This is a genomic window from Pseudomonas oryzihabitans, from assembly GCF_001518815.1.
Lineage (GTDB): Bacteria > Pseudomonadota > Gammaproteobacteria > Pseudomonadales > Pseudomonadaceae > Chryseomonas > Chryseomonas oryzihabitans_E.
The window spans coordinates 1,963,320-1,981,035 of sequence record NZ_CP013987.1; the positions used below are offsets into that span (position 1 = coordinate 1,963,320).

Sequence of the window (17,716 nt, forward strand, 5' to 3'; positions counted from 1 at the left end):
GGGGAGGGTCGAAGATGCGGGCATTACCCCCTGGGAGTGCCCTCATGCGCATCGATGATCGAACCTTCCTGGTAACCGGCGCCGGCTCCGGCCTCGGCGCGGCCACCGCCGGGCTGCTGGTGGCGGCAGGCGCCCGGGTGGCGCTGTTGGATCTGCAGGCCGATGCCGTGCAGGCCCAGGCCGAACGCCTCGGCGACCAGGCCCTGGCGCTGCCGGTGGACGTGACCGATGCTGGAGCCCTGAGCGCCGCCATCGACAGCCTTATGGAACGTTGGGGCAGTCTGCAGGGCGCGATCAACTGCGCCGGTATCGTCGGTGGCGCCCGCATCCTCGGGCGCAATGGGCCGCACGATCTGGCGGCCTTCGCCCGCATCGTCACCGTCAATCTGGTGGGCAGCTTCAATGTCTTGCGCCTGGCCGCGGCCGCTATGGCCCAAGGTGAGGCCGACGAGGGCGGCGAGCGCGGCGTGATCATCAATACCGCCTCCATTGCCGCCTTCGATGGCCAGATCGGCCAGGCCGCCTATGCTGCCTCCAAGGGTGGGGTCGCCTCTCTCACCCTGCCGGCTGCTCGCGAACTGGCCGGGCAGGGGATCCGGGTCATGACCATCGCGCCTGGGGTGTTCGAGACGCCCATGATGGCCGGCATGACCCCTGAGGTCCGCGATGCCCTGGCCGCCAATGTGCCCTTTCCACCGCGGCTCGGGCGGGGCGAGGAATTCGCCGCCCTGGTCCGCCACATCATCGAGAATCCCATGCTCAACGGCGAGGTGATCCGCCTCGACGGCGCCCTGCGCATGGCCCCGCGCTAGGCCCTGTACGAAAAGTCGCCGAGCGACGGTCAGGCGAGGCGAAAAGCGCTGAGGAAGCGGACCGGGCTCGCGAGCGAGTTTACGAGTGGTAAATGAGCATTCCGACGGGGCTGGCCATCCAGGCGCTTTTCAACGAAGCATCACCGAGTGTAGGCACTTTTCGTAAGGGCCTAGGAGAGTTGTCATGAACGACCCCATTGTCATCGTCGCCGCTGCCCGTACGCCAATGGGCGCCCTGGGGGGCGAGCTGGCCGCGCTGTCGGCGCCGCAATTGGGCAGTGCCGTGGTGCGCGCGGTACTGGAGCGGGCCGGCTGGTCGCCCGAGCGAGTCGACGAGGTGCTGCTGGGCTGCGTCCTCCCCGCGGGCCTTGGCCAGGCCCCCGCGCGCCAGGCCGCCCTCGGTGCTGGCCTGGCCCAGACGACGCGCTGTACCACCCTGAACAAGATGTGCGGCTCGGGCATGCAGGCGACCATCCTCGGTCATGACCTGTTGCGTGCCGGCAGTGCCGAGGTGGTGGTGGCAGGTGGCATGGAAAGCATGAGCCGTGCGCCTTATCTGCTGGAAAAGGCCCGCAGCGGCTACCGCCTCGGCCATGGCGCCCTGATCGACAGCATGTTTCTCGACGGCCTGGAAGACGCCTATGAACCCGGGCGCCTGATGGGGACCTTCGCCGAGGATTGCGCGGCGCGCCTGGGCATCGGCCGCGAACGCCAGGATGCCTATGCTCAGCAGTCTCTCGCACGGGCACGCCAGGCCCAGGCCAGTGGCGCCTTTGCCGCCGAGATCGTCCCGGTGGAGGTAGTGACGCGCAAGGAGATCCTGCGCCTCGACACCGACGAGCAACCCCGCCGCGCCGACCCTGCGCGGATTCCCACGCTCAAGCCGGCCTTCCGCGAAGGCGGCACCGTGACCGCGGCCAATGCCAGCTCCATCTCCGATGGCGCAGCGGCGCTGCTGCTGATGCGCGCCAGCACGGCCGCGCATGAAGGCCTGACGCCGCTGGCGACCATCCGTGGCCACGCCGCCCATGCCGGGGTGCCGGGCGACTTTCCCACCGCCCCCATCGGCGCCATCCGCACGCTGCTCGAGCGCATCGACTGGCAGTTGGGTGATGTCGACCTCTTCGAGATCAACGAAGCCTTCGCCGTGGTGGCGCTGGCTGCCCAGGATGCCCTGGGGCTGGACCCGGAGCGGCTGAACGTGCACGGTGGTGCCTGTGCCCTGGGCCACCCCATCGGTGCCTCCGGCGCGCGCATCCTGGTGACCCTGATCCAGGCGCTGCGCCACCGTGGCTTGCGCCGGGGCGTGGCCGCCATTTGCATCGGCGGCGGCGAGGCCACCGCGTTGGCGCTGGAACTCAACAACTAGACAAGGACAAGATCATGAGCGAACCCTCTGCCGAATCGACCCTGTTGCTGGACATCCAGGATCGCGTGGCCCTCATCACCCTCAATAGACCCAAGGCGCTCAACGCCCTCAATGCCCAGCTACTCACTGAGCTGGACGCCATGCTGGCGCGCCTGGACGCCGATTCCGAGGTGGGGTGCGTGGTGCTCACTGGCTCGGCCAAGGCCTTCGCCGCCGGGGCGGACATCAAGGAAATGGCCGGGCAGGGTTATCCGCAGATCTATCTGGACGACTACTTCCGCGTCGCCGACCGCATCGCCGAGCGTCGCAAGCCCTTGATCGCCGCCGTGGCCGGCTACGCCCTGGGCGGTGGCTGCGAACTGGCACTGCTGTGCGACTTCATCTACGCCGCCGACACCGCCCGCTTCGGCCTGCCGGAGCTTACCCTGGGCGTCATCCCCGGTATCGGCGGCACCCAGCGGCTGACCCGCGCCCTGGGCAAGGCCAAGGCCATGGAACTGTGCTTGACCGGTCGACAACTGGACGCCACCGAGGCCGAGCGCGCCGGCCTGGTCGCCCAGGTGTTTCCCGCCGACCAGCTCCTGGAGCGCACCCTGGAAGCCGCGCGGGGCATCGCCAGCCGTTCCCTGCCAGCGACCCTGCTGCTCAAGGAAAGCGTCAATCGGGCCTTCGAAACCAGCCTGGCCGAGGGCATCCGTTTCGAGCGCCGGGTCTTCCATTCGCTGTTCGCCAGCGCCGACCAGAAGGAAGGCATGGCGGCCTTCGTCGAGAAGCGTCCGGCGAAGTTCGAGCATCGCTAGGCAATACCGGGGGGATCAAGCCGTGTCAGCCGATAGGTTAGGCGAGCGCTATCAGGCCTATCTCGACTGCCTAAATCGCCAGGCCTGGGCGGAGCTTGGCCGTCATGTCGATGAGGCCGTCGAGCACAATGGTCGGCCCTTGGGGCTGGCAGGCTATCAGGCGATGCTCGAAGGCGATCATGCCGCCATTCCTGACTTGCACTTCGCCGCGCAGCTGCTGGTGGTCGAGTTGCCCTGGCTGGCGGCGCGGCTGGACTTCGACTGCACGCCGCATGGTGAATTGTTCGGGTTGGCGGTGAAGGGTCGCCGGGTCCGCTTTGCCGAGCACGTCTTCTATCGCTTCGAGAACGGCCGCATTCGCGAGGTGCGTTCGGTGATAGATACGGCTGCCATCGCGGCTCAGCTGGCGGCGGGCTGACTGGCGCGGGTAGGGCGCTGGCGATAACCCAGGGGGCTCAGCCCCGTCCATCTGCGGAAGGCGCGCTGGAAGGAGCGAGGATCGGCGAAGCCCAGGCGCAGGGCCAGTTCGTCCAGGGGGAGGGCGCCCTGATCCAGCTGGCGGCAGGCCAGGCGGCAACGGCGCTCGTCCTTGAGGCGCTGGTAGGACTGGCCACTAGCCGCCAGCTGACGTCTCAGGGTGGCGGACGAGAGGCCCAGGTCTGCCGCTAGGCGGACGGCATCCGGCCAGTCCTCGGGCGCACGACTGCGCAGCAGGGCGCGGATGCGGGCGATCAGGCTGGCGTCGTCTCGATAGTGCACCAGCAGATTGCCTGGCGCGGCGGCGATGAAGCGCCGTGCGTCTGCGGCAGTGCGCCGGATCGGCAGGGCCAGCAGGGCGGCGTCCAGCACCAGGCAGTCGTCGTCGCTGCCAAAGCAGAGCCCTGGACCGAAGCGTTGTTGGTAGTCGGCCAGCAGTTCCGCACCCGGCGCCTGAGCGGTCAGACGGATCTCCTCCAGCGGCAGGCGCCGGCCCACCAGCCAGCAGGCCAGGCCATGCAGGATCAGCCAGAGGGTGAAGACCGCGAAGCTGCCCGGCAGACTACCTGGTGCCAGTCGCAAGGTCGCCCGCTCACCGTCGCGTTGCAGCCGCAGATCCACGCCCAGGGTCAGCCGCAGGAAGTCGGCGCTGTGCCGCAGGGCATCGCCCAAGGTCGGCTGCAGACGGGCACTCTGGCAGAGAAAAGCAAAGCTGCCAGCCGGAAGCGGGCGCGGACCCAGGGCGAAGAACTCGTCATCGAAGCGCCACGCCAGGCGATACCACAGCTGGCCGAACAGCGGCGCCGAGAGGCGGTCGCCGGCACCGCCAAGAAGCAGCGCCGGCAACGGGATGCCTTCGGCGGCGAGCAGCGCGTCCGGCCGCTGGCCACTTTGCCGGCACAGCCCGGCCAGGGCTTCGTCGAGAATACCCAGGGCCAGGCTGTCGCGCGGCAGGCCGGTCACAGGTGCAGCGCCCGGCCCAGGGCCCGCAGCGCCGCTTCCTGTACGGCCTCGCCCAGGGTGGGGTGGGGGTGCAGGGTGGCGGCCACGTCTTCCAGTTGCATGCCCATCTCCAGGCTGTGGGAAAAGGCCGTGGCCAGTTCGGCGACCTGCTGCCCGGTGGCCTGCCAGCCGAGAATGCGGTGGTCGTCCTCGCGGGCCACTACCCGTACGAAGCCCTCAGGAGCTTCCAGTGTCAGGGCGCGGCCATTGGCGGCGAAGGGGAAGCTGGCGACCTTGGTCTCCAGGCCCTGGGCCTTGGCCTGCTCGGGGGTGAGGCCTACCACCACGATTTCCGGATCGGTGTAGCAGACCGCCGGAATGGCCACCGGCGCGAAGCGCCGACGCTTGCCGGCGATGAGCTCAGCCACCACTTCGCCCTGAGCCATGGCGCGATGCGCCAGCAGCGGCTCGCCGGTCAGGTCGCCAATGGCCCAGACGTCGGTCATGCTGGTGCGGCAGCCGTCGTCGACGCGGATATAGCGGCCGTCATAGTCCAGCGGCAGGCGGTCCAGGCCTTCGGTGCGCGGTCGGCGGCCGGCCGACACCAGGATGCGTTGCGCCGGCAGAACCTGCTCCTGGCCGTCGCTGGTGGTCATTCGCAGGCCAGCGCCATCGGCCGCCAGGCCAGCGACGGTGCAGTTCAGGTGCAGCGCGATGCCCAGACGATCCAGCCGCTGGCGCAGCGGCGTCGTCAGCTCGGCGTCATAGCCGGGCAGCAGTCGCGACTGGGCTTCCACCACGGCGACCTGGGCGCCCAGCTTGCGATAGGCGATGCCCAGTTCCAGGCCGATGTAGCCGGCGCCCACCACGACCAGATGCTCGGGAATGTCGGTCGGCGACAGCGCCTCGGTCGCCGAGACCACGGGGCCGCCAAAAGGCAGGTTGGGCAGCTCCACCGAGGTGGAGCCCATGGCCAGTACCAGGTGCTCGGTGCGGATGCGCAGCCGCTCACCACCGGCCCGCTGCACCTCTACGGTCTTGCCGTCGAGAATCTCGGCCCAGCCTTCGACGACGGTTACCCCCTGCTTCTTGAGCAGGGCAGCAACGCCGGTGGTGAGACGGTCGACGATGCCATTCTTCCAGGCCACGGCCTGGCCGAGGTCCAGTTCCGGACGCCCGTGGCGAATGCCCAGGCTGCCCTGTTCCGCACGCCCGCAGGCCCGCTGGTATTCCTCGGCTACGTGGATCATGGCCTTGGAAGGGATGCAGCCGACGTTGAGGCAGGTGCCGCCGAGGGCGGCGCCCTCCACCAGGGTGGTGGCGATGCCCAGCTGGGCGGCGCGCAGGGCGGCGACATAACCGCCGGGGCCGCCGCCGATGATGAGGAGTCGGGTGTCCATGGCTACTCCAGGAAAAGGGTGGCGGGTTGTTCGAGCAGCTGGCGCACGGCCTGGATGAAACTGGCGGCGTCCTGGCCATCGATCAGCCGGTGGTCGAAGGAAGCGGAGAGATTCATCAACTTGCGTGGCACCACCAGGCCATTGCGGAAGGCTGGGCGTTCGACGATGCGGTTCACGCCGATGATGGCCACCTCGGGATGGTTGATGATGGGCGTGGAGGCGATACCCCCCAACGGACCGAGGCTGCTGATGGTCAGGGTGGAGCCACCCAGCTCATCGCGCCCGGCCTTGCCGCTGCGCACCGCGGTAGCGAGGCGCGCCACCTCCTGGGCACAGCCCCAGAGATCCAGCGCCTCGGCATGGCGCACCACCGGTACCGCCAGGCCCTGTTCGCCCTGGGTGGCGATGCCCAGGTGCACCGCACCATAACGCGTCACGGTGCTGGTCTCTTCGTCGAAGCGGGCATTCATCTGCGGGAAATCCCGCACCGCCACCACCAGCGCCCGCGCCAGGAAGGGCAGCAAGGTGAGGTGTGCGCGGCGTCCCTGCCAGCGCTGATTGAGGGTGGCACGCAAGGCTTCCAGCTCGGTGACGTCCAGCTCTTCCACATAGGTGAAATGGGGGATGTGGCGCTTGGCGGCCTGCATCTTCTCGGCGATCTTGCGTCTCAGGCCGATCAGCGGGATGCGCTCCTCGCCACTGCGCCTGACGAGACCTCCGCCACCCGTGGCCGGCGGCAGACCCGCGTCGCGTTGCTGTACATAGGCTTCCAGATCGCCGTGCAGGATGCGTCCGCCCTGGCCGGTACCGGTGACGAAGCGGAGCTCGATGCCCAGGTCCCAGGCGTGCTGGCGCACTGCCGGTGACGCCAGCGGCGCACTGCCCGGTGCCGGGCGGGAAGCCGGTCTATCGTCCTCGCGCTCAGACTCGGGTGCCGGACGCGGCGGAGCGGGTTCCGGCGCAGGCCTGGGCGCTTCTACCTTGGGCGCGGGTGTGGATGCCATGGGAGCGGGGCGAGTGGCTTCCCGCTGGTTGCCGTCACCGGCCACCTCCAGACGGATCAGCTCGGCGCCCACCGCCAGCACCTGGCCAGGCTCGCCGCCCAGGGCTAGCACCCGGCCAACCACCGGGGAAGGAATCTCCACCATGGCCTTGTCGGTCATGACATCGGCGAGGGTCTGGTCTTCGCTGACCTCGTCCCCCACGGCCACGTACCACTTGACCAGCTCCACTTCGGCGATGCCTTCGCCGATGTCCGGCATCTTGATGACATGGGTACCCATCTCAGACCTCCATCACGCGCTTGAGCGCGGCGCCGACCCGGGACGGACCTGGGAAGTAGTCCCATTCCTGGGCATGGGGGTAGGGGGTGTCCCAGCCAGTGACCCGCTCGATGGGCGCCTCCAGGCGATGGAAACAGTGCTCCTGCATCAGCGAGACCAGCTCGGCGCCGTAGCCGCAGGTACGGGTGGCTTCGTGGACCACGACGCAGCGGCCGGTCTTGGTCACCGAGTCGGTGAGGGTCTGCAGATCCAGGGGCCAGAGGCTGCGGATGTCGATCACCTCGGCGTCGATGCCGGTCTCGGCGGCGGCGGCCAGGGCGACCCAGACGGTGGTGCCGTAGGTCAGCACCGTGACCTGCTTGCCCGGGCGGACCACGGCGGCCCGTTCCAGCTCGACCCGATAGTAGCCATCCGGCACGGCGCTGGCCGGGTGCCCCGACCAGGGCGTCACCGGACGGTCGTGATGGCCGTCGAAGGGGCCGTTGTAGAGGCGCTTGGGTTCGAGAAAGATCACCGGGTCATCGCTCTCGATGGAAGCGATCAATAGGCCCTTGGCGTCATAGGGATTGGACGGCATCACCGTGCGCAGGCCGCAGACCTGGGTGAACATCGCCTCCGGGCTCTGGCTGTGGGTCTGGCCGCCATAGATGCCGCCGCCGCAGGGCATGCGAAATACCAGCGGTGAGGTGAACTGGCCCACCGAGCGATAGCGCAGCCGCGCCGCCTCGGAGACGATCTGGTCGATGGCCGGATAGACATAGTCGGCGAACTGGATTTCCGCCACCGGCCGCAGGCCATAGGCGCCCATGCCCACCGCGGCGCCGGCGATGCCGTTCTCCGAGATGGGCGCATCGAACACCCGCGAGGCGCCGTACTTGGCCTGCAGGCCCTCGGTGCAACGAAAGACGCCGCCGAAGTAGCCGACGTCCTCGCCGAACACCACCACGTTGTCGTCGCGTTCGAGCATCACGTCCATCGCCGAGCGAATGGCCTGGATCATGGTCAGGGTGCTGTGGCTGCCGGCCTGGGTCGGCAGGTCGGTTTCCTGTTGTACGGTCATGGCGTCACTTCCCGAGCTGTTGGCGTTGGCGGCGCAGGTGCGGCGGCAGGTCCTGGTAGACCTCCTCGAACATGTCGGCGGCGCTGGGGGCAAGATCGCTGGCAAAGGTGCCATGGGCCTCGGCGGCCTTCTGTGCGGCTGCCACCTCGGCTTCCAGCTCGGCGCTCAGCGCCTGGTGCTGTTCGTCCGACCAGAGGCCACGACCGATCAGGTGCGCCTTGAGCCGGTCGATGGGGTCGCCCAGGGGAAAGTGCGCCCAGTCATCGGCAGGGCGGTACTTGGCGGGATCGTCCGAGGTGGAATGGGGACCGGCGCGGTAGGTGACCCATTCGATCAGGGTCGGCCCCAGGTTGCGCCGGGCGCGCTCGGCGGCCCAGCGCGAGGCTGCCAGCACGGCGAGGAAGTCGTTGCCATCCACTCGCAGCGCGGCGATGCCGTAGCCGATGCCACGGGTGGCCAGGGTGATGCCCTCGCCGCCAGCGATGGCCTGGAAGGTGGAGATGGCCCACTGGTTGTTGACGACGTTGAGGATCACCGGCGCCCGGTAGACATGGGCGAAGGTGAGGGCGGCGTGGAAGTCTCCTTCGGCGGTGGCGCCGTCGCCGATCCAGCCGGCGGCGATGCGCGTATCGCCCTTGATCGCCGAGGCCATGGCCCAGCCCACCGCCTGGATGTACTGGGTGCCCAGGTTGCCGGAGATGGAGAAGAAACCGAGGTCGCGGTAGGAGTACATGACCGGCAGCTGGCGACCCTTGAGGGGGTCACGAGCGTTGGACAAGAGCTGGCAGATCATCTCGTCCAGCGGTGCCTCGCGGGCGATGAGGATGCCCTGCTGGCGGTAGGTGGGAAAATGCATGTCGTCCGGGCGCAGCGCCAGGGTCTGGCCGACGGCGATGGCTTCCTCGCCCAGGCACTGCATGTAGAAGGACAGCTTCTTCTGCCGCTGGGCCTTGAGCATCCGGGCATCGAACAGCCGCGTCTTGAGCATGGCGCGCAGGCCTTGCAGCAACACTTCGGGCGTTTCTTCCGTCGCCCAGGGCCCGACGGCGCGGCCATCCTCATCAAGGATACGGATCAGTTGGGTCGCCAGCTCGCGGGTATCCACCGGCGCCACGTCGATGGGCGGCTTTTCCGCGCGACCGGCGGGGCAGAGCTGCAGATAGCTGAAGTCGGTAGGGCGTCCCGGTCGGCCGCTGGGCTCGGGAACGTGCAGGCGCAGGGGTGGGTAGTCGCTCATGGCCGCCCCCTCAGGTAGGTAAGGGTGCGGGCGGGTCGCAGGACGGGTTGGCCGTCCGGGTGCGATGCAGGGTGCCACATGGTGGAGGCCTCGGCATTCTTGTTATTGGTCACCTGAGTATAGGCCGGCTTTGCTAGCCGTTTTGCCGCAATTTGGAGGTGTGCAGCAGGGCCGTTTGGTGCTATTGAACTCTCTACAAGAACAACAGTAGAGGTTTTGCACCATGGCTGGTCTGGACCGTATCGACCTGCGCATCCTCAATGCCCTGTCCGCCGATGGCCGTCTGAGCTGGCGAGATCTGGCGCAGAAGATCGGCTTGTCGCTCACCCCCACCCTGCGGCGGGTCAAGCGGCTGGAAGAGGAGCGCTACATCCAGGGGTATCACGCCCAGCTCGACGAAACGCGGCTCGCCGGCAGTGTCAGCGTCTTCGTGTCGGTACGGTTGGAAAAGCAGTCCACCGACTACCTGCGCGCCTTCGAAGGGGAGATCGTCAAGGCGCCCCAGGTGATGAGCTGCTTCCAGATGACCGGGGATGCGGACTATGTACTGCGGGTGGTCGTGCAGGACCTAGCGGCCTACCAGCGCTTCCTGGCGGAGGTACTGACCTGCATCCCGGGGGTCGCCAGCGTGACCTCGGCGTTTTCGCTCAAGGCCGTCCTGCTCAGACCGGCGCCACCCCTGTGAGCGGTCGGTAGCGCTCAGCTACCCAGCGAGCGACGAACCTGCTGCGCCTGAACGGCACAGTAGTTCGAATCCCGAAGGCGGGCGGTATCCAACATCAGCGTCACGCGACGTTGACCGGAGGGACTGCAGAGCTGCGCGGGCAAACCACCGTCCGGCGTGAGCGGGCCGAACAGGCAGGAGACGTTGGGTAGCTGGGAAACGAACTGCTGGGTAAGGGCGAGCATTGTTATTGTCCGGAATACCGAGGTGGCAATGTGACATCGCGCACACTGCCGAGGTTCCCGACCATCAGGCGCTGGGCGTCACCGAATAGGCCACGCCGTTTACCGCATCGATCAGTTGGCCGATCGACCAGGGTTTCGGCAGGAAGCGGACCTTGCACTTGATGCTGGCCGTGGACGGCGTTTCGTAGCCGGACATGACAATAATCGGCATGTCTGGCCACCGCTGGCACACCAGGTTGGCCAACTGCGCCCCATCCATCGAGCCGGGCATGCGGATGTCCGTCAATAAGATGTCGATAGTGGCGTCTTCTTTCTCCAACAGCGACAGGGCGGTGTCGGCGGAGTCAGCGGCGATGACGTTGAAGCCTTCGGGCTCGAGGATCTCGCGGACGAAATCCGCTACCAATGGCTCGTCGTCCACCACCAGGAGAGTGGGTTGGAAGACAGGGGTTCCCGGCTGTTCTGCGCGCATGACTGGACCTTATATACAAGACATTGCTGAGCCTTGGAGGGCAAGGACCGGGGAAAATTCCCTGGCCATTAGCTAAGGATTTTGGCGTCATTTTTCTGTCTGTGCGTGCGAATTCTTCTGCCAGACGCAGCTATCCGCCCCTGCGACCCTGAGTCGCGCATATTTGGTTACGTTTGCCGCAAAGGCTCTAGCGCAAGGCTTTCAGAGTTTTGGTTTCCGCCATGACTGCCGGATGGCTGAAAGGTTTCATCTGGATGGCATGTGACTTGTATTGGGTAAGGCAACTGCAGGACGCAGAGCGCTTTTTTGTCACGTCCCAGTGGCCCTACCTAAACCAGGCTTTGCTCGTACACAAAGGATATCGACGCCACGCCTCCCAAAGCAGTACTCGCCCATGACGCCTATCCGCTCCTTTGCTACCGCCCTCCGTCGTCCGCTCGTTGCGGCCGCTACCATTCTCGCGCTGTCCGCTGCCGTAGCCCAGGCCGAGCCTGTCAGCCTGGTCGGTCTGAATCTGTCTGGTGCGGGCTTTGCGCCCCAGGTGCTGCCCGGTATCAATGGCACCAACTACATCTTCCCGGTAGAGGCCTACTTCCAGCAATGGAGCGCGCGGGGCGTCAAGTTGATCCGTTTCCCCGTCATCTGGGAGCGTCTGCAGCCGCGCCTGGGCGGACCGCTGGACAGCGCCTATGTCGCCCTAATGAACCAGAGCTTCGGCTATGCGCAGAAGCACGGCATCAAGATCATCCTCGACCTGCACAACTACGCCCGTTATCGCGGCCAGGTGATAGGGACCAGTAGCGTGCCCTATGCCCGCTATCAGGAGATCATGACGCTCATCGCACGGCAGTGGAGCGGTCAGTCCGCGCTGTACGCCTACGACATCATGAACGAGCCCCACGATGCCATGGCCTACTGGCCGACCGCGGCCCAGTACGGCATCAATGGTGTCCGCGCGGTGGACAGCACTCGTCCGATCATCGTCGAGGGCAACGGCTGGTCGAGCGCGACCCGCTGGGCCGAGTTCAACGATGCCCTGCTGGGGCTGAAGGATCCGTCCAACAACATCATCTTCTCGGCGCACTCCTACTTCGACGAGAACGCCGGCGGTAGCTACGACAAGACCGACGTCAACAAGCTGGATGCCAACTATGGCGTGACCCGGGTGAAGCCCTTCGTTGACTGGCTGAAGAAGAACGGCAAGCGTGGCTATATCGGCGAGTTCGGTGTCCCGGACAACAATCCGCGCTGGAACCTGCTGATGGACAACATGCTGGCCTATCTCAAGCAGAACTGCATTCCGTCCTCCTACTGGGCCGCCGGCCCGGGCTGGGGCAGCTACTTCATGTCGGTGGAGCCCATCAACGGCCAGGAGCGCCCGCAGTGGCCGACCCTGCGCAAGTACCTGGACGACAGCAGCTGCACCGCCATCGGTCCGATCGCCGGTGGCAGCACCACCCCCGCGACCGGGGGCACCGCTCCCGGCAACAGCGGCTCCACGGGTGGCAATGCCGGCGCCGTCGGTAACGCGGGTAGTAGCAACAACGTGGGCAACGCAGGCAATGCAGGCAGCAACGCTGGCGTCCAGATTCCGCCGAGCACCGGTGCGACCGCGGGCACCGTCACCTCGGTGGTCAACGACTTCACCAACCCGGACTGGCACAAGGGAGTGTTCCTCAAAAAGGCCGCTATCTCGGTACCCGGTACCTCGGTGAACCGCGCGGCCTTCAAGGCCGGTGCCTACCTCACCACCGCGGACGGCCAGGTGCGCCGGATATCCTCGGTCCAGGCTGGTAACAGCCTGGGTGTCTTCACCGAGGGTGCGCCTTTCAACGGCAACGTCGTGGGCTATCCCAAGACGGTGAGCGTGTCGCCCACTGGAGTGACCAGCGCCGCCAGCGTCAGCAGTGCCATCAACGACTTCACCAACACCGACTGGAACCGAGGCGTCTATCGCCGTGCCGCCGCCATCTCGATCCCGGCTACCGCGGCCAATCGCTCGGCTTTCAAGCTGGGTGGCTCGGTGCGGCTCGCCAACGGCCAGATCGTCAAGATCAGCTATGTGCAGGATGGGGCGAAGAATCTGGGCGTCTTCCTTGATGCCGGCCGCTTGGATGCCAGCGTCGGCTACCCCAATACCCTGGTGTCCTTCAGCCGCTGATTTCCAGGATCGGGCAATAAAAAACCCGGTGGCCAACGGCCACCGGGTTTTTTATTGCCTGCTCAGAGATGGATGAAGGTGGTGACCTCTTCCGGCTGCACCCGGCATTCATCCACGGCATGGATCACCCCCGTGGTCAGGGCTGCTTCCGGGCTCAGCAACCGGGCGTTGGCCTTCAGGCAGCTGTGGATGTCCAGGGCCTCGACCGCACCGGCGGTGCGCTCGGCGACGATACGGGCATAGAGATCCAGGTCGTAGTCCAGGCACATGGCGTATTCGGCCATGCGCGCATGGTCCACCGAGTTGTTCAGGTTCCAATAGAAGGAATGGTAGAGAAACTTGCTGTGACGACTGGCGGTGCGGTGCTCGCCGGCCAGAAAGAGGATGTTGCCCATGGATTCGACGGTACCCAGGTTGTGGGTGTGGACTGGAACCGGCAGGGACAACAGGAAGTTGTACATCGTGAAGCCATAGCTGCAGTCGCCGCCCATGGTGGCGATCTTGAGCAGGATGCGCGAGGCGTCCTGTTGCACCGCCTGCGAGCACTGGGCGATCAGTTGGCCGCAGCTGCCGGAATTGATGGGACCGGTGAAATGAATGACATGGGTGCTCATGGGGCCTACCGACGCGCCGGGGAGCCCGACGGAGGGCAGGGCTCTATGTCCCTTGCTTCGGCCGACCTGCGGGTCGGCTTGAGCCCTGACCGCGCCGCGCCGACGAAGCGCGCCTGGCGGGGACGGACGTGATCTAGCGCAGCAGCAACATCGGCACTTCGGTCTTGTGCAACAGCTGGGTGGTGCGACTGCCACGCAGGAAGCGCCATACCGAGGAATGGCTGAAGGCGCCCATGATGAGCAGGTCTGCCCGGCGTTCGTCGAGATGGCGAGGGACGATGCGTTCCACGTCGCCATGGGCGACCGTGGTATCCACTCGGCAACCGGCGCTGCGCAGCAGCAGCGCCAGGTCTTCCAGGCGCTTGCGCAGGATCGGGTCGTCTTCGCCGACCCGCAGCAGGGTGCCACTCATGCCGGTCAGCAACGGACTGCGTGCCAGGGCCAGGATGCCCTGGTGGGTCGCTTCGCGGCCGTCGTAGGCGATGGTGAACTGGCGCGGCGGCTTGAAGGGGCCCGAGCACACCAGGATCGGCCGATGCACGGCGCGCACCACCGCTTCCAGCTGTCCACCGATACCGCTGTCCCCGGAGCGTTCGCCGCGCTTGCCGATCACCAGCAGCCGGGTGTCGGCTTCGAGGGTCTTGAGGGTATCGACCAACCCCTCCGGGCGACGCAGGATCTGCGGCGCCGAGGTCAGGCCCTGCTGCAACAGCCGCTGGCGGGCATTGAGCAGCAGCGCCTTGGCCATCCCGGCACCGGCGTCATCGTCGAGATAGACCGGCGTACCGTTGGCGACCTTCTTGCCACTATTAGCGGATTCCTGCACATGGAGCAGAGTGACGGGTGCATCCAGCCGTCGCGACAACCAGGCGGTGTGGTCGCAGACGCTTTCGGCGTGGGGAGAACCATCGATGCAGGCGAGCAGGGAGGCCATAGCGGTATTCCTTGGGGAGACGGGACCAGACACGATCCCAGTCCGGAGCGTAGCACCCGCCCAGCGCCTGCTGATGACACTCGGGTGTCATCTTCGGCTTTTGCTGGGCAGGTCACGGCCGTCATCCCGGACGCCCTCACATTTCGTAGCGATCGAGTTCCCGGGTGATCAGCAAGCGCTGGATTTCACTGGAGCCTTCGTAGATCTGGGTGATGCGGATATCGCGGTAGTACTGCTCCACCGGATAGTCCTCCAGGTAGCCATAGCCGCCATGGATCTGGATGGCCTTGGAGCACACCCATTCGCCCGTCTCGGTGGCGAACAGCTTGGCCTGGGAGGCTTCGCTGAGGCAGGGCTCACCGGCCGTGCGCAGGCGCGCGGCATGCAGGATCAGCAGGCGCGCGGCGTTGAGCCGGGTGTGCATGTCGGCCAGCATGTTGGCGATGCTCTGGTGCTGGATGATGGCCTTGTCGAACTGGATGCGCTCGCGGGCATAGCCCAGGGCTGCCTCGAAGGCGGCGCGGGCGATCCCCAGGGCCTGGGCGGCGATGCCGATGCGTCCGCCTTCCAGGTTGGAGAGGGCGATGGCGAGGCCCTTGCCGCGCTCGCCCAGCAGATTGGCCGCCGGAATACGGCAGTTGTCCAGGGTGACGGCGCAGGTGTCGGAGGCGCGCAGGCCCATCTTGTGCTCGGTGCGCTCGACGCGAAAGCCGGGGGTGTCGGTAGGCACCAGGAAGGCCGATAGACCCTTCTTGCCCAAGTCCGGGTCGGTCACCGCGAAGACGATGGCCAGGCCCGCGCGGCGCCCGTTGCTGACGAACTGCTTGCTGCCGTTCAGCACCCAGGTGTCGCCCTCCAGCACGGCCCGGGTGCGCAAGTTGTGGGCCTCGGAGCCGGCCTGGGGTTCGGTCAGGCAAAAGCAGCCGATGACCTTGCCGGCGGCCAGGTCGGGCAGCCAACGATCCTGCTGTTCGGCGTTGCCGTAGCGTAGCAGGGGACCGCAGCCCACCGAGCTGTGGATGCTCATCAGGGCGCCGAGGCTGCCATCGCCAGCGGAAATCTCCTCGACGGCCAGGGCATAGGCGACATAGTCCATGTAGGTGCCGCCCCATTGCTCCGGCACCACCATGCCCAGTAGGCCGAGCTCGCCCAGCTGGGCGACCACGGCGTCGTCGATCCACTCGGCCTTTTCCCAGGCGCGGGCATGGGGCGCCACCTCACGGCGGGCGAAGTCGCGCGCCATGTCGCGGATCATGCGTTGTTCTTCGGTGAGTTCGATATCGTGCATGGAGGCCTTCCTCAGGAATGGCGGAAATCGGTGAAAAAGGCCGCGACGCGACGCGGATCCAGATCCTGCCAGCGGGCCGGATTCCAGTGGGGCGTGCGGTCCTTGTCTACCAGCATGGCGCGCACCCCTTCGACGATCTCGCCTTTTTCGAACCAGCGGCGATCCAGGTGCAGCTCCAGGGCGAAGCATTGCTCCAGCGACAGCCCGCTGCCCTGGCGCAGCAACTCCAGCGCCGTGGCGACCGCCAGCGGCGAGCGCCTATCCAGGGTGGCGAGGGTTTCCTGCGCCCAGTCGCGATACGCGGGGCGGCTTTCCGCCTGCAGGCTGCCGCGCAGCTCCTCTACGGTCGCCGCGGCGAAGTGCTCGGCGATGGCCGGACGCAGGTCGGTCAGGCGGGCGGTTTCGGCCGGCGCCCCGGCGAATTCCTGGAGCAGGGCGGCCAGGTCCGTCGGTCCTTGGGCCGTGGCCTCTTCCAGGCGCTGCGCCAGGGCCTCGTTACTGGCTTCCGGAACGAAGACATCGGCGAGCCCCGCGGCCAGGGCATCAGCCGGGCCGATCTGCTCGCCGGTCAGGCCCAGATAAAGGCCGAGGTGATCCGGCAGGCGTGGCAGGAAGTGGCTGGCGCCAACATCGGGAAAATAGCCGATGGCGGTCTCCGGCATGGCCATCCGCGTACGTTCGCTGACGATGCGTAGTCGCGCGGCCTGCACCAGGCCCATGCCGCCGCCCAGCACCAGGCCATGGGCCAGTGCCAGCACCGGCTTGGGATAGCGGTGCAGGGCCAGGTCCAGGGCGTATTCCTCGGTGAAGAAAATCTGGTGCAGGTCGTCGCCACGCTGGTAGCTGTCGTACAGCGCGCGGACATCGCCGCCGGCGCAGAAGGCCTTGGGCCCGTTGCCGCGCAGCACCACGACCCGCACCCCGGGGTCGCCTTCCCAGTCGCGCAGGGCGCCGTGCAGGCTGCGCACCATCTCCAGGTCCAGGGCATTGAGCCCGGCCGGGCGATCGAGGGTCAGGTAGCCGACCCCGCCGCGTCTTTCCAACAGTACCTTGGCGTCACTCATGCACCGTCCTCGTCCAGGTAGTCCTGGATGATGGCCGAGAAATCCAGGCCGCCGCCACCGGCGCGGCTGAACCGTTGATAGAGCTGCTGAGCCACCGCGCCGAGGATTACCGGCTGGCGCACGGCGCGGGCGGCCTCGGTGGCCAGGCCCAAATCCTTGAGCATGAGGTCGGCGGCGAAGCCACCCTGGTAGCCGCGCGAGGCTGGCGCCTGGGGCAGGACGTCCGGATAGGGGTTGTTCACCTCCGAACTCCAGCAGCGGCCGCTGCTGGTATTGATCACCCCGGCCAGGGTCTTGGCGTCCATGCCCAGGCGCGTGCCCAGCGCCATGGCCTCGGCCGCGCCGATCATGGAGATGCCGAGCAGCAGGTTATTGGCCACCTTGGCTACCTGGCCGTTGCCACTGGCGCCGCAGTGCACCAGGTTGCGGCCCATGGCGGCCAGCAGCGGCTGGGCGCGCTGGAAGCCGGCCTCGCTGCCCCCGACCATGAAGGTCAGGGTGCCCGCCGCGGCACCGCCGGTACCCCCGGAGACCGGGGCGTCCAGCAGTTCCAGCCCGCGTTCGGCAGCGGCCGTGGCCACTGCCCGGGCGCTGAGCGGATCGATGGTGGAGGAATCGATCAGCAGGGTGCCCGGTCTCGCGTGGGCGAGCAGGCCCTCCTCGCCGAGATAGACCGTTTTCACGTGGGTCGCGGCAGGCAGCATGGTGATGATCACCTCGGCACCGCTCTGCGCCACGGCGACAGGAGAGGCAGCGACTTCGGCACCTTCGTTCCGCAACGCCTCGAGGGCCGCGGCGGAGAGGTCATAGACGGTTAGCTGATGGCCGGCCTTGAGCAGGTTGCGGGCCATGGGCGCGCCCATGTTGCCCAGTCCCAGAAATCCCAGATGCATG

The 17,716-nt window shown here is 67.0% G+C and carries 18 protein-coding genes; 6 read left to right on the forward strand and 12 right to left on the reverse strand.

Features of this window, described 5'->3' with window-relative positions; all coding sequences use genetic code 11:
* Positions 1–44: 44 nt before the first annotated feature.
* The 4 genes from APT59_RS08970 to APT59_RS08985 all read left to right on the forward strand — a co-directional run bounded on the left by APT59_RS08970 (position 45) and on the right by APT59_RS08985 (position 3,399).
* On the forward strand, positions 45–812 hold the full coding sequence (locus tag APT59_RS08970) for an SDR family NAD(P)-dependent oxidoreductase (RefSeq protein WP_059314526.1): 768 nt from the start codon (positions 45–47) through the stop codon (positions 810–812).
* Positions 813–996: 184 nt separating this feature from the next.
* Positions 997–2,181, forward strand: a complete 1,185-nt coding sequence (locus APT59_RS08975; RefSeq protein WP_059314527.1) for an acetyl-CoA C-acyltransferase — start codon at positions 997–999, stop codon at positions 2,179–2,181.
* A 14-nt stretch (positions 2,182–2,195) separates the two neighbouring features.
* A complete protein-coding gene (locus APT59_RS08980) occupies positions 2,196–2,981 on the forward strand; it encodes an enoyl-CoA hydratase (protein ID WP_059314528.1) in 786 nt (261 codons plus the stop codon).
* A 22-nt stretch (positions 2,982–3,003) separates the two neighbouring features.
* Positions 3,004–3,399: an ester cyclase gene (locus APT59_RS08985; protein WP_059314529.1), complete on the forward strand. Its 396-nt coding sequence runs from the start codon at positions 3,004–3,006 to the stop codon at positions 3,397–3,399.
* Here the strand turns inward: APT59_RS08985 and APT59_RS08990 are convergent.
* The 5 genes from APT59_RS08990 to APT59_RS09010 are packed head-to-tail and all read right to left on the reverse strand — an operon-like array spanning position 3,381 to position 9,380.
* A complete protein-coding gene (locus APT59_RS08990) occupies positions 3,381–4,421 on the reverse strand; it encodes a helix-turn-helix domain-containing protein (RefSeq protein WP_059314530.1) in 1,041 nt (346 codons plus the stop codon). The genes APT59_RS08985 and APT59_RS08990 overlap by 19 nt on opposite strands.
* On the reverse strand, positions 4,418–5,800 hold the full coding sequence (gene lpdA / locus APT59_RS08995; RefSeq protein WP_059314531.1) for a dihydrolipoyl dehydrogenase: 1,383 nt from the start codon (positions 5,798–5,800) through the stop codon (positions 4,418–4,420). The genes APT59_RS08990 and lpdA overlap by 4 nt, the downstream gene beginning before the upstream one ends.
* 2 nt (positions 5,801–5,802) lie before the next feature.
* Positions 5,803–7,083 carry a dihydrolipoamide acetyltransferase family protein gene (locus tag APT59_RS09000; RefSeq protein WP_059314532.1) on the reverse strand — a complete coding sequence of 427 codons (1,281 nt, stop codon included), beginning with the start codon at positions 7,081–7,083 and terminating at the stop codon, positions 5,803–5,805.
* A 1-nt stretch (position 7,084) separates the two neighbouring features.
* A complete protein-coding gene (locus tag APT59_RS09005) occupies positions 7,085–8,143 on the reverse strand; it encodes an alpha-ketoacid dehydrogenase subunit beta (RefSeq protein ID WP_059314533.1) in 1,059 nt (352 codons plus the stop codon).
* A 4-nt stretch (positions 8,144–8,147) separates the two neighbouring features.
* On the reverse strand, positions 8,148–9,380 hold the full coding sequence (locus APT59_RS09010) for a thiamine pyrophosphate-dependent enzyme (RefSeq protein WP_059314534.1): 1,233 nt from the start codon (positions 9,378–9,380) through the stop codon (positions 8,148–8,150).
* A gap of 223 nt (positions 9,381–9,603) precedes the next feature.
* On the opposite strand from APT59_RS09010, the gene APT59_RS09015 reads away from it, so the two are divergent.
* Positions 9,604–10,065 (forward strand): Lrp/AsnC family transcriptional regulator, encoded by a 462-nt coding sequence (locus tag APT59_RS09015; protein WP_059314535.1) that lies wholly within the window; start codon positions 9,604–9,606, stop codon positions 10,063–10,065.
* A gap of 14 nt (positions 10,066–10,079) precedes the next feature.
* On the opposite strand, the gene APT59_RS09020 is transcribed toward APT59_RS09015, so the two are convergent.
* Together APT59_RS09020 and APT59_RS09025 are read right to left on the reverse strand one after the other, a co-directional pair.
* Positions 10,080–10,289, reverse strand: coding sequence for a hypothetical protein (locus APT59_RS09020; RefSeq protein WP_059314536.1), 210 nt, complete (start codon positions 10,287–10,289; stop codon positions 10,080–10,082).
* Positions 10,290–10,353: 64 nt separating this feature from the next.
* Complete coding sequence (locus tag APT59_RS09025; RefSeq protein WP_059314537.1) at positions 10,354–10,761, reverse strand: response regulator; 408 nt, start codon at positions 10,759–10,761, stop codon at positions 10,354–10,356.
* A 394-nt stretch (positions 10,762–11,155) separates the two neighbouring features.
* On the opposite strand from APT59_RS09025, the gene APT59_RS09030 reads away from it, so the two are divergent.
* Positions 11,156–12,922, forward strand: coding sequence for a glycoside hydrolase family 5 protein (locus APT59_RS09030; protein WP_059314538.1), 1,767 nt, complete (start codon positions 11,156–11,158; stop codon positions 12,920–12,922).
* Positions 12,923–12,984: 62 nt separating this feature from the next.
* Here the strand turns inward: APT59_RS09030 and APT59_RS09035 are convergent, their stop codons facing one another.
* From APT59_RS09035 to mmsB, 5 genes are all read right to left on the reverse strand, one after another.
* Positions 12,985–13,536, reverse strand: a complete 552-nt coding sequence (locus APT59_RS09035; protein WP_059314539.1) for an ATP-dependent Clp protease proteolytic subunit — start codon at positions 13,534–13,536, stop codon at positions 12,985–12,987.
* Between the two features lie 133 nt (positions 13,537–13,669).
* Positions 13,670–14,470: a universal stress protein gene (locus tag APT59_RS09040; protein WP_059314540.1), complete on the reverse strand. Its 801-nt coding sequence runs from the start codon at positions 14,468–14,470 to the stop codon at positions 13,670–13,672.
* A gap of 136 nt (positions 14,471–14,606) precedes the next feature.
* Positions 14,607–15,758 carry an acyl-CoA dehydrogenase family protein gene (locus APT59_RS09045; RefSeq protein ID WP_059314541.1) on the reverse strand — a complete coding sequence of 384 codons (1,152 nt, stop codon included), beginning with the start codon at positions 15,756–15,758 and terminating at the stop codon, positions 14,607–14,609.
* An 11-nt stretch (positions 15,759–15,769) separates the two neighbouring features.
* A complete protein-coding gene (locus APT59_RS09050; protein ID WP_059314542.1) occupies positions 15,770–16,822 on the reverse strand; it encodes an enoyl-CoA hydratase/isomerase family protein in 1,053 nt (350 codons plus the stop codon).
* Positions 16,819–17,715 carry a 3-hydroxyisobutyrate dehydrogenase gene (mmsB, locus tag APT59_RS09055; RefSeq protein ID WP_059314543.1) on the reverse strand — a complete coding sequence of 299 codons (897 nt, stop codon included), beginning with the start codon at positions 17,713–17,715 and terminating at the stop codon, positions 16,819–16,821. Before mmsB ends, APT59_RS09050 begins: the two co-directional genes overlap by 4 nt.
* Between the last annotated feature and the right edge of the window lies 1 nt (position 17,716).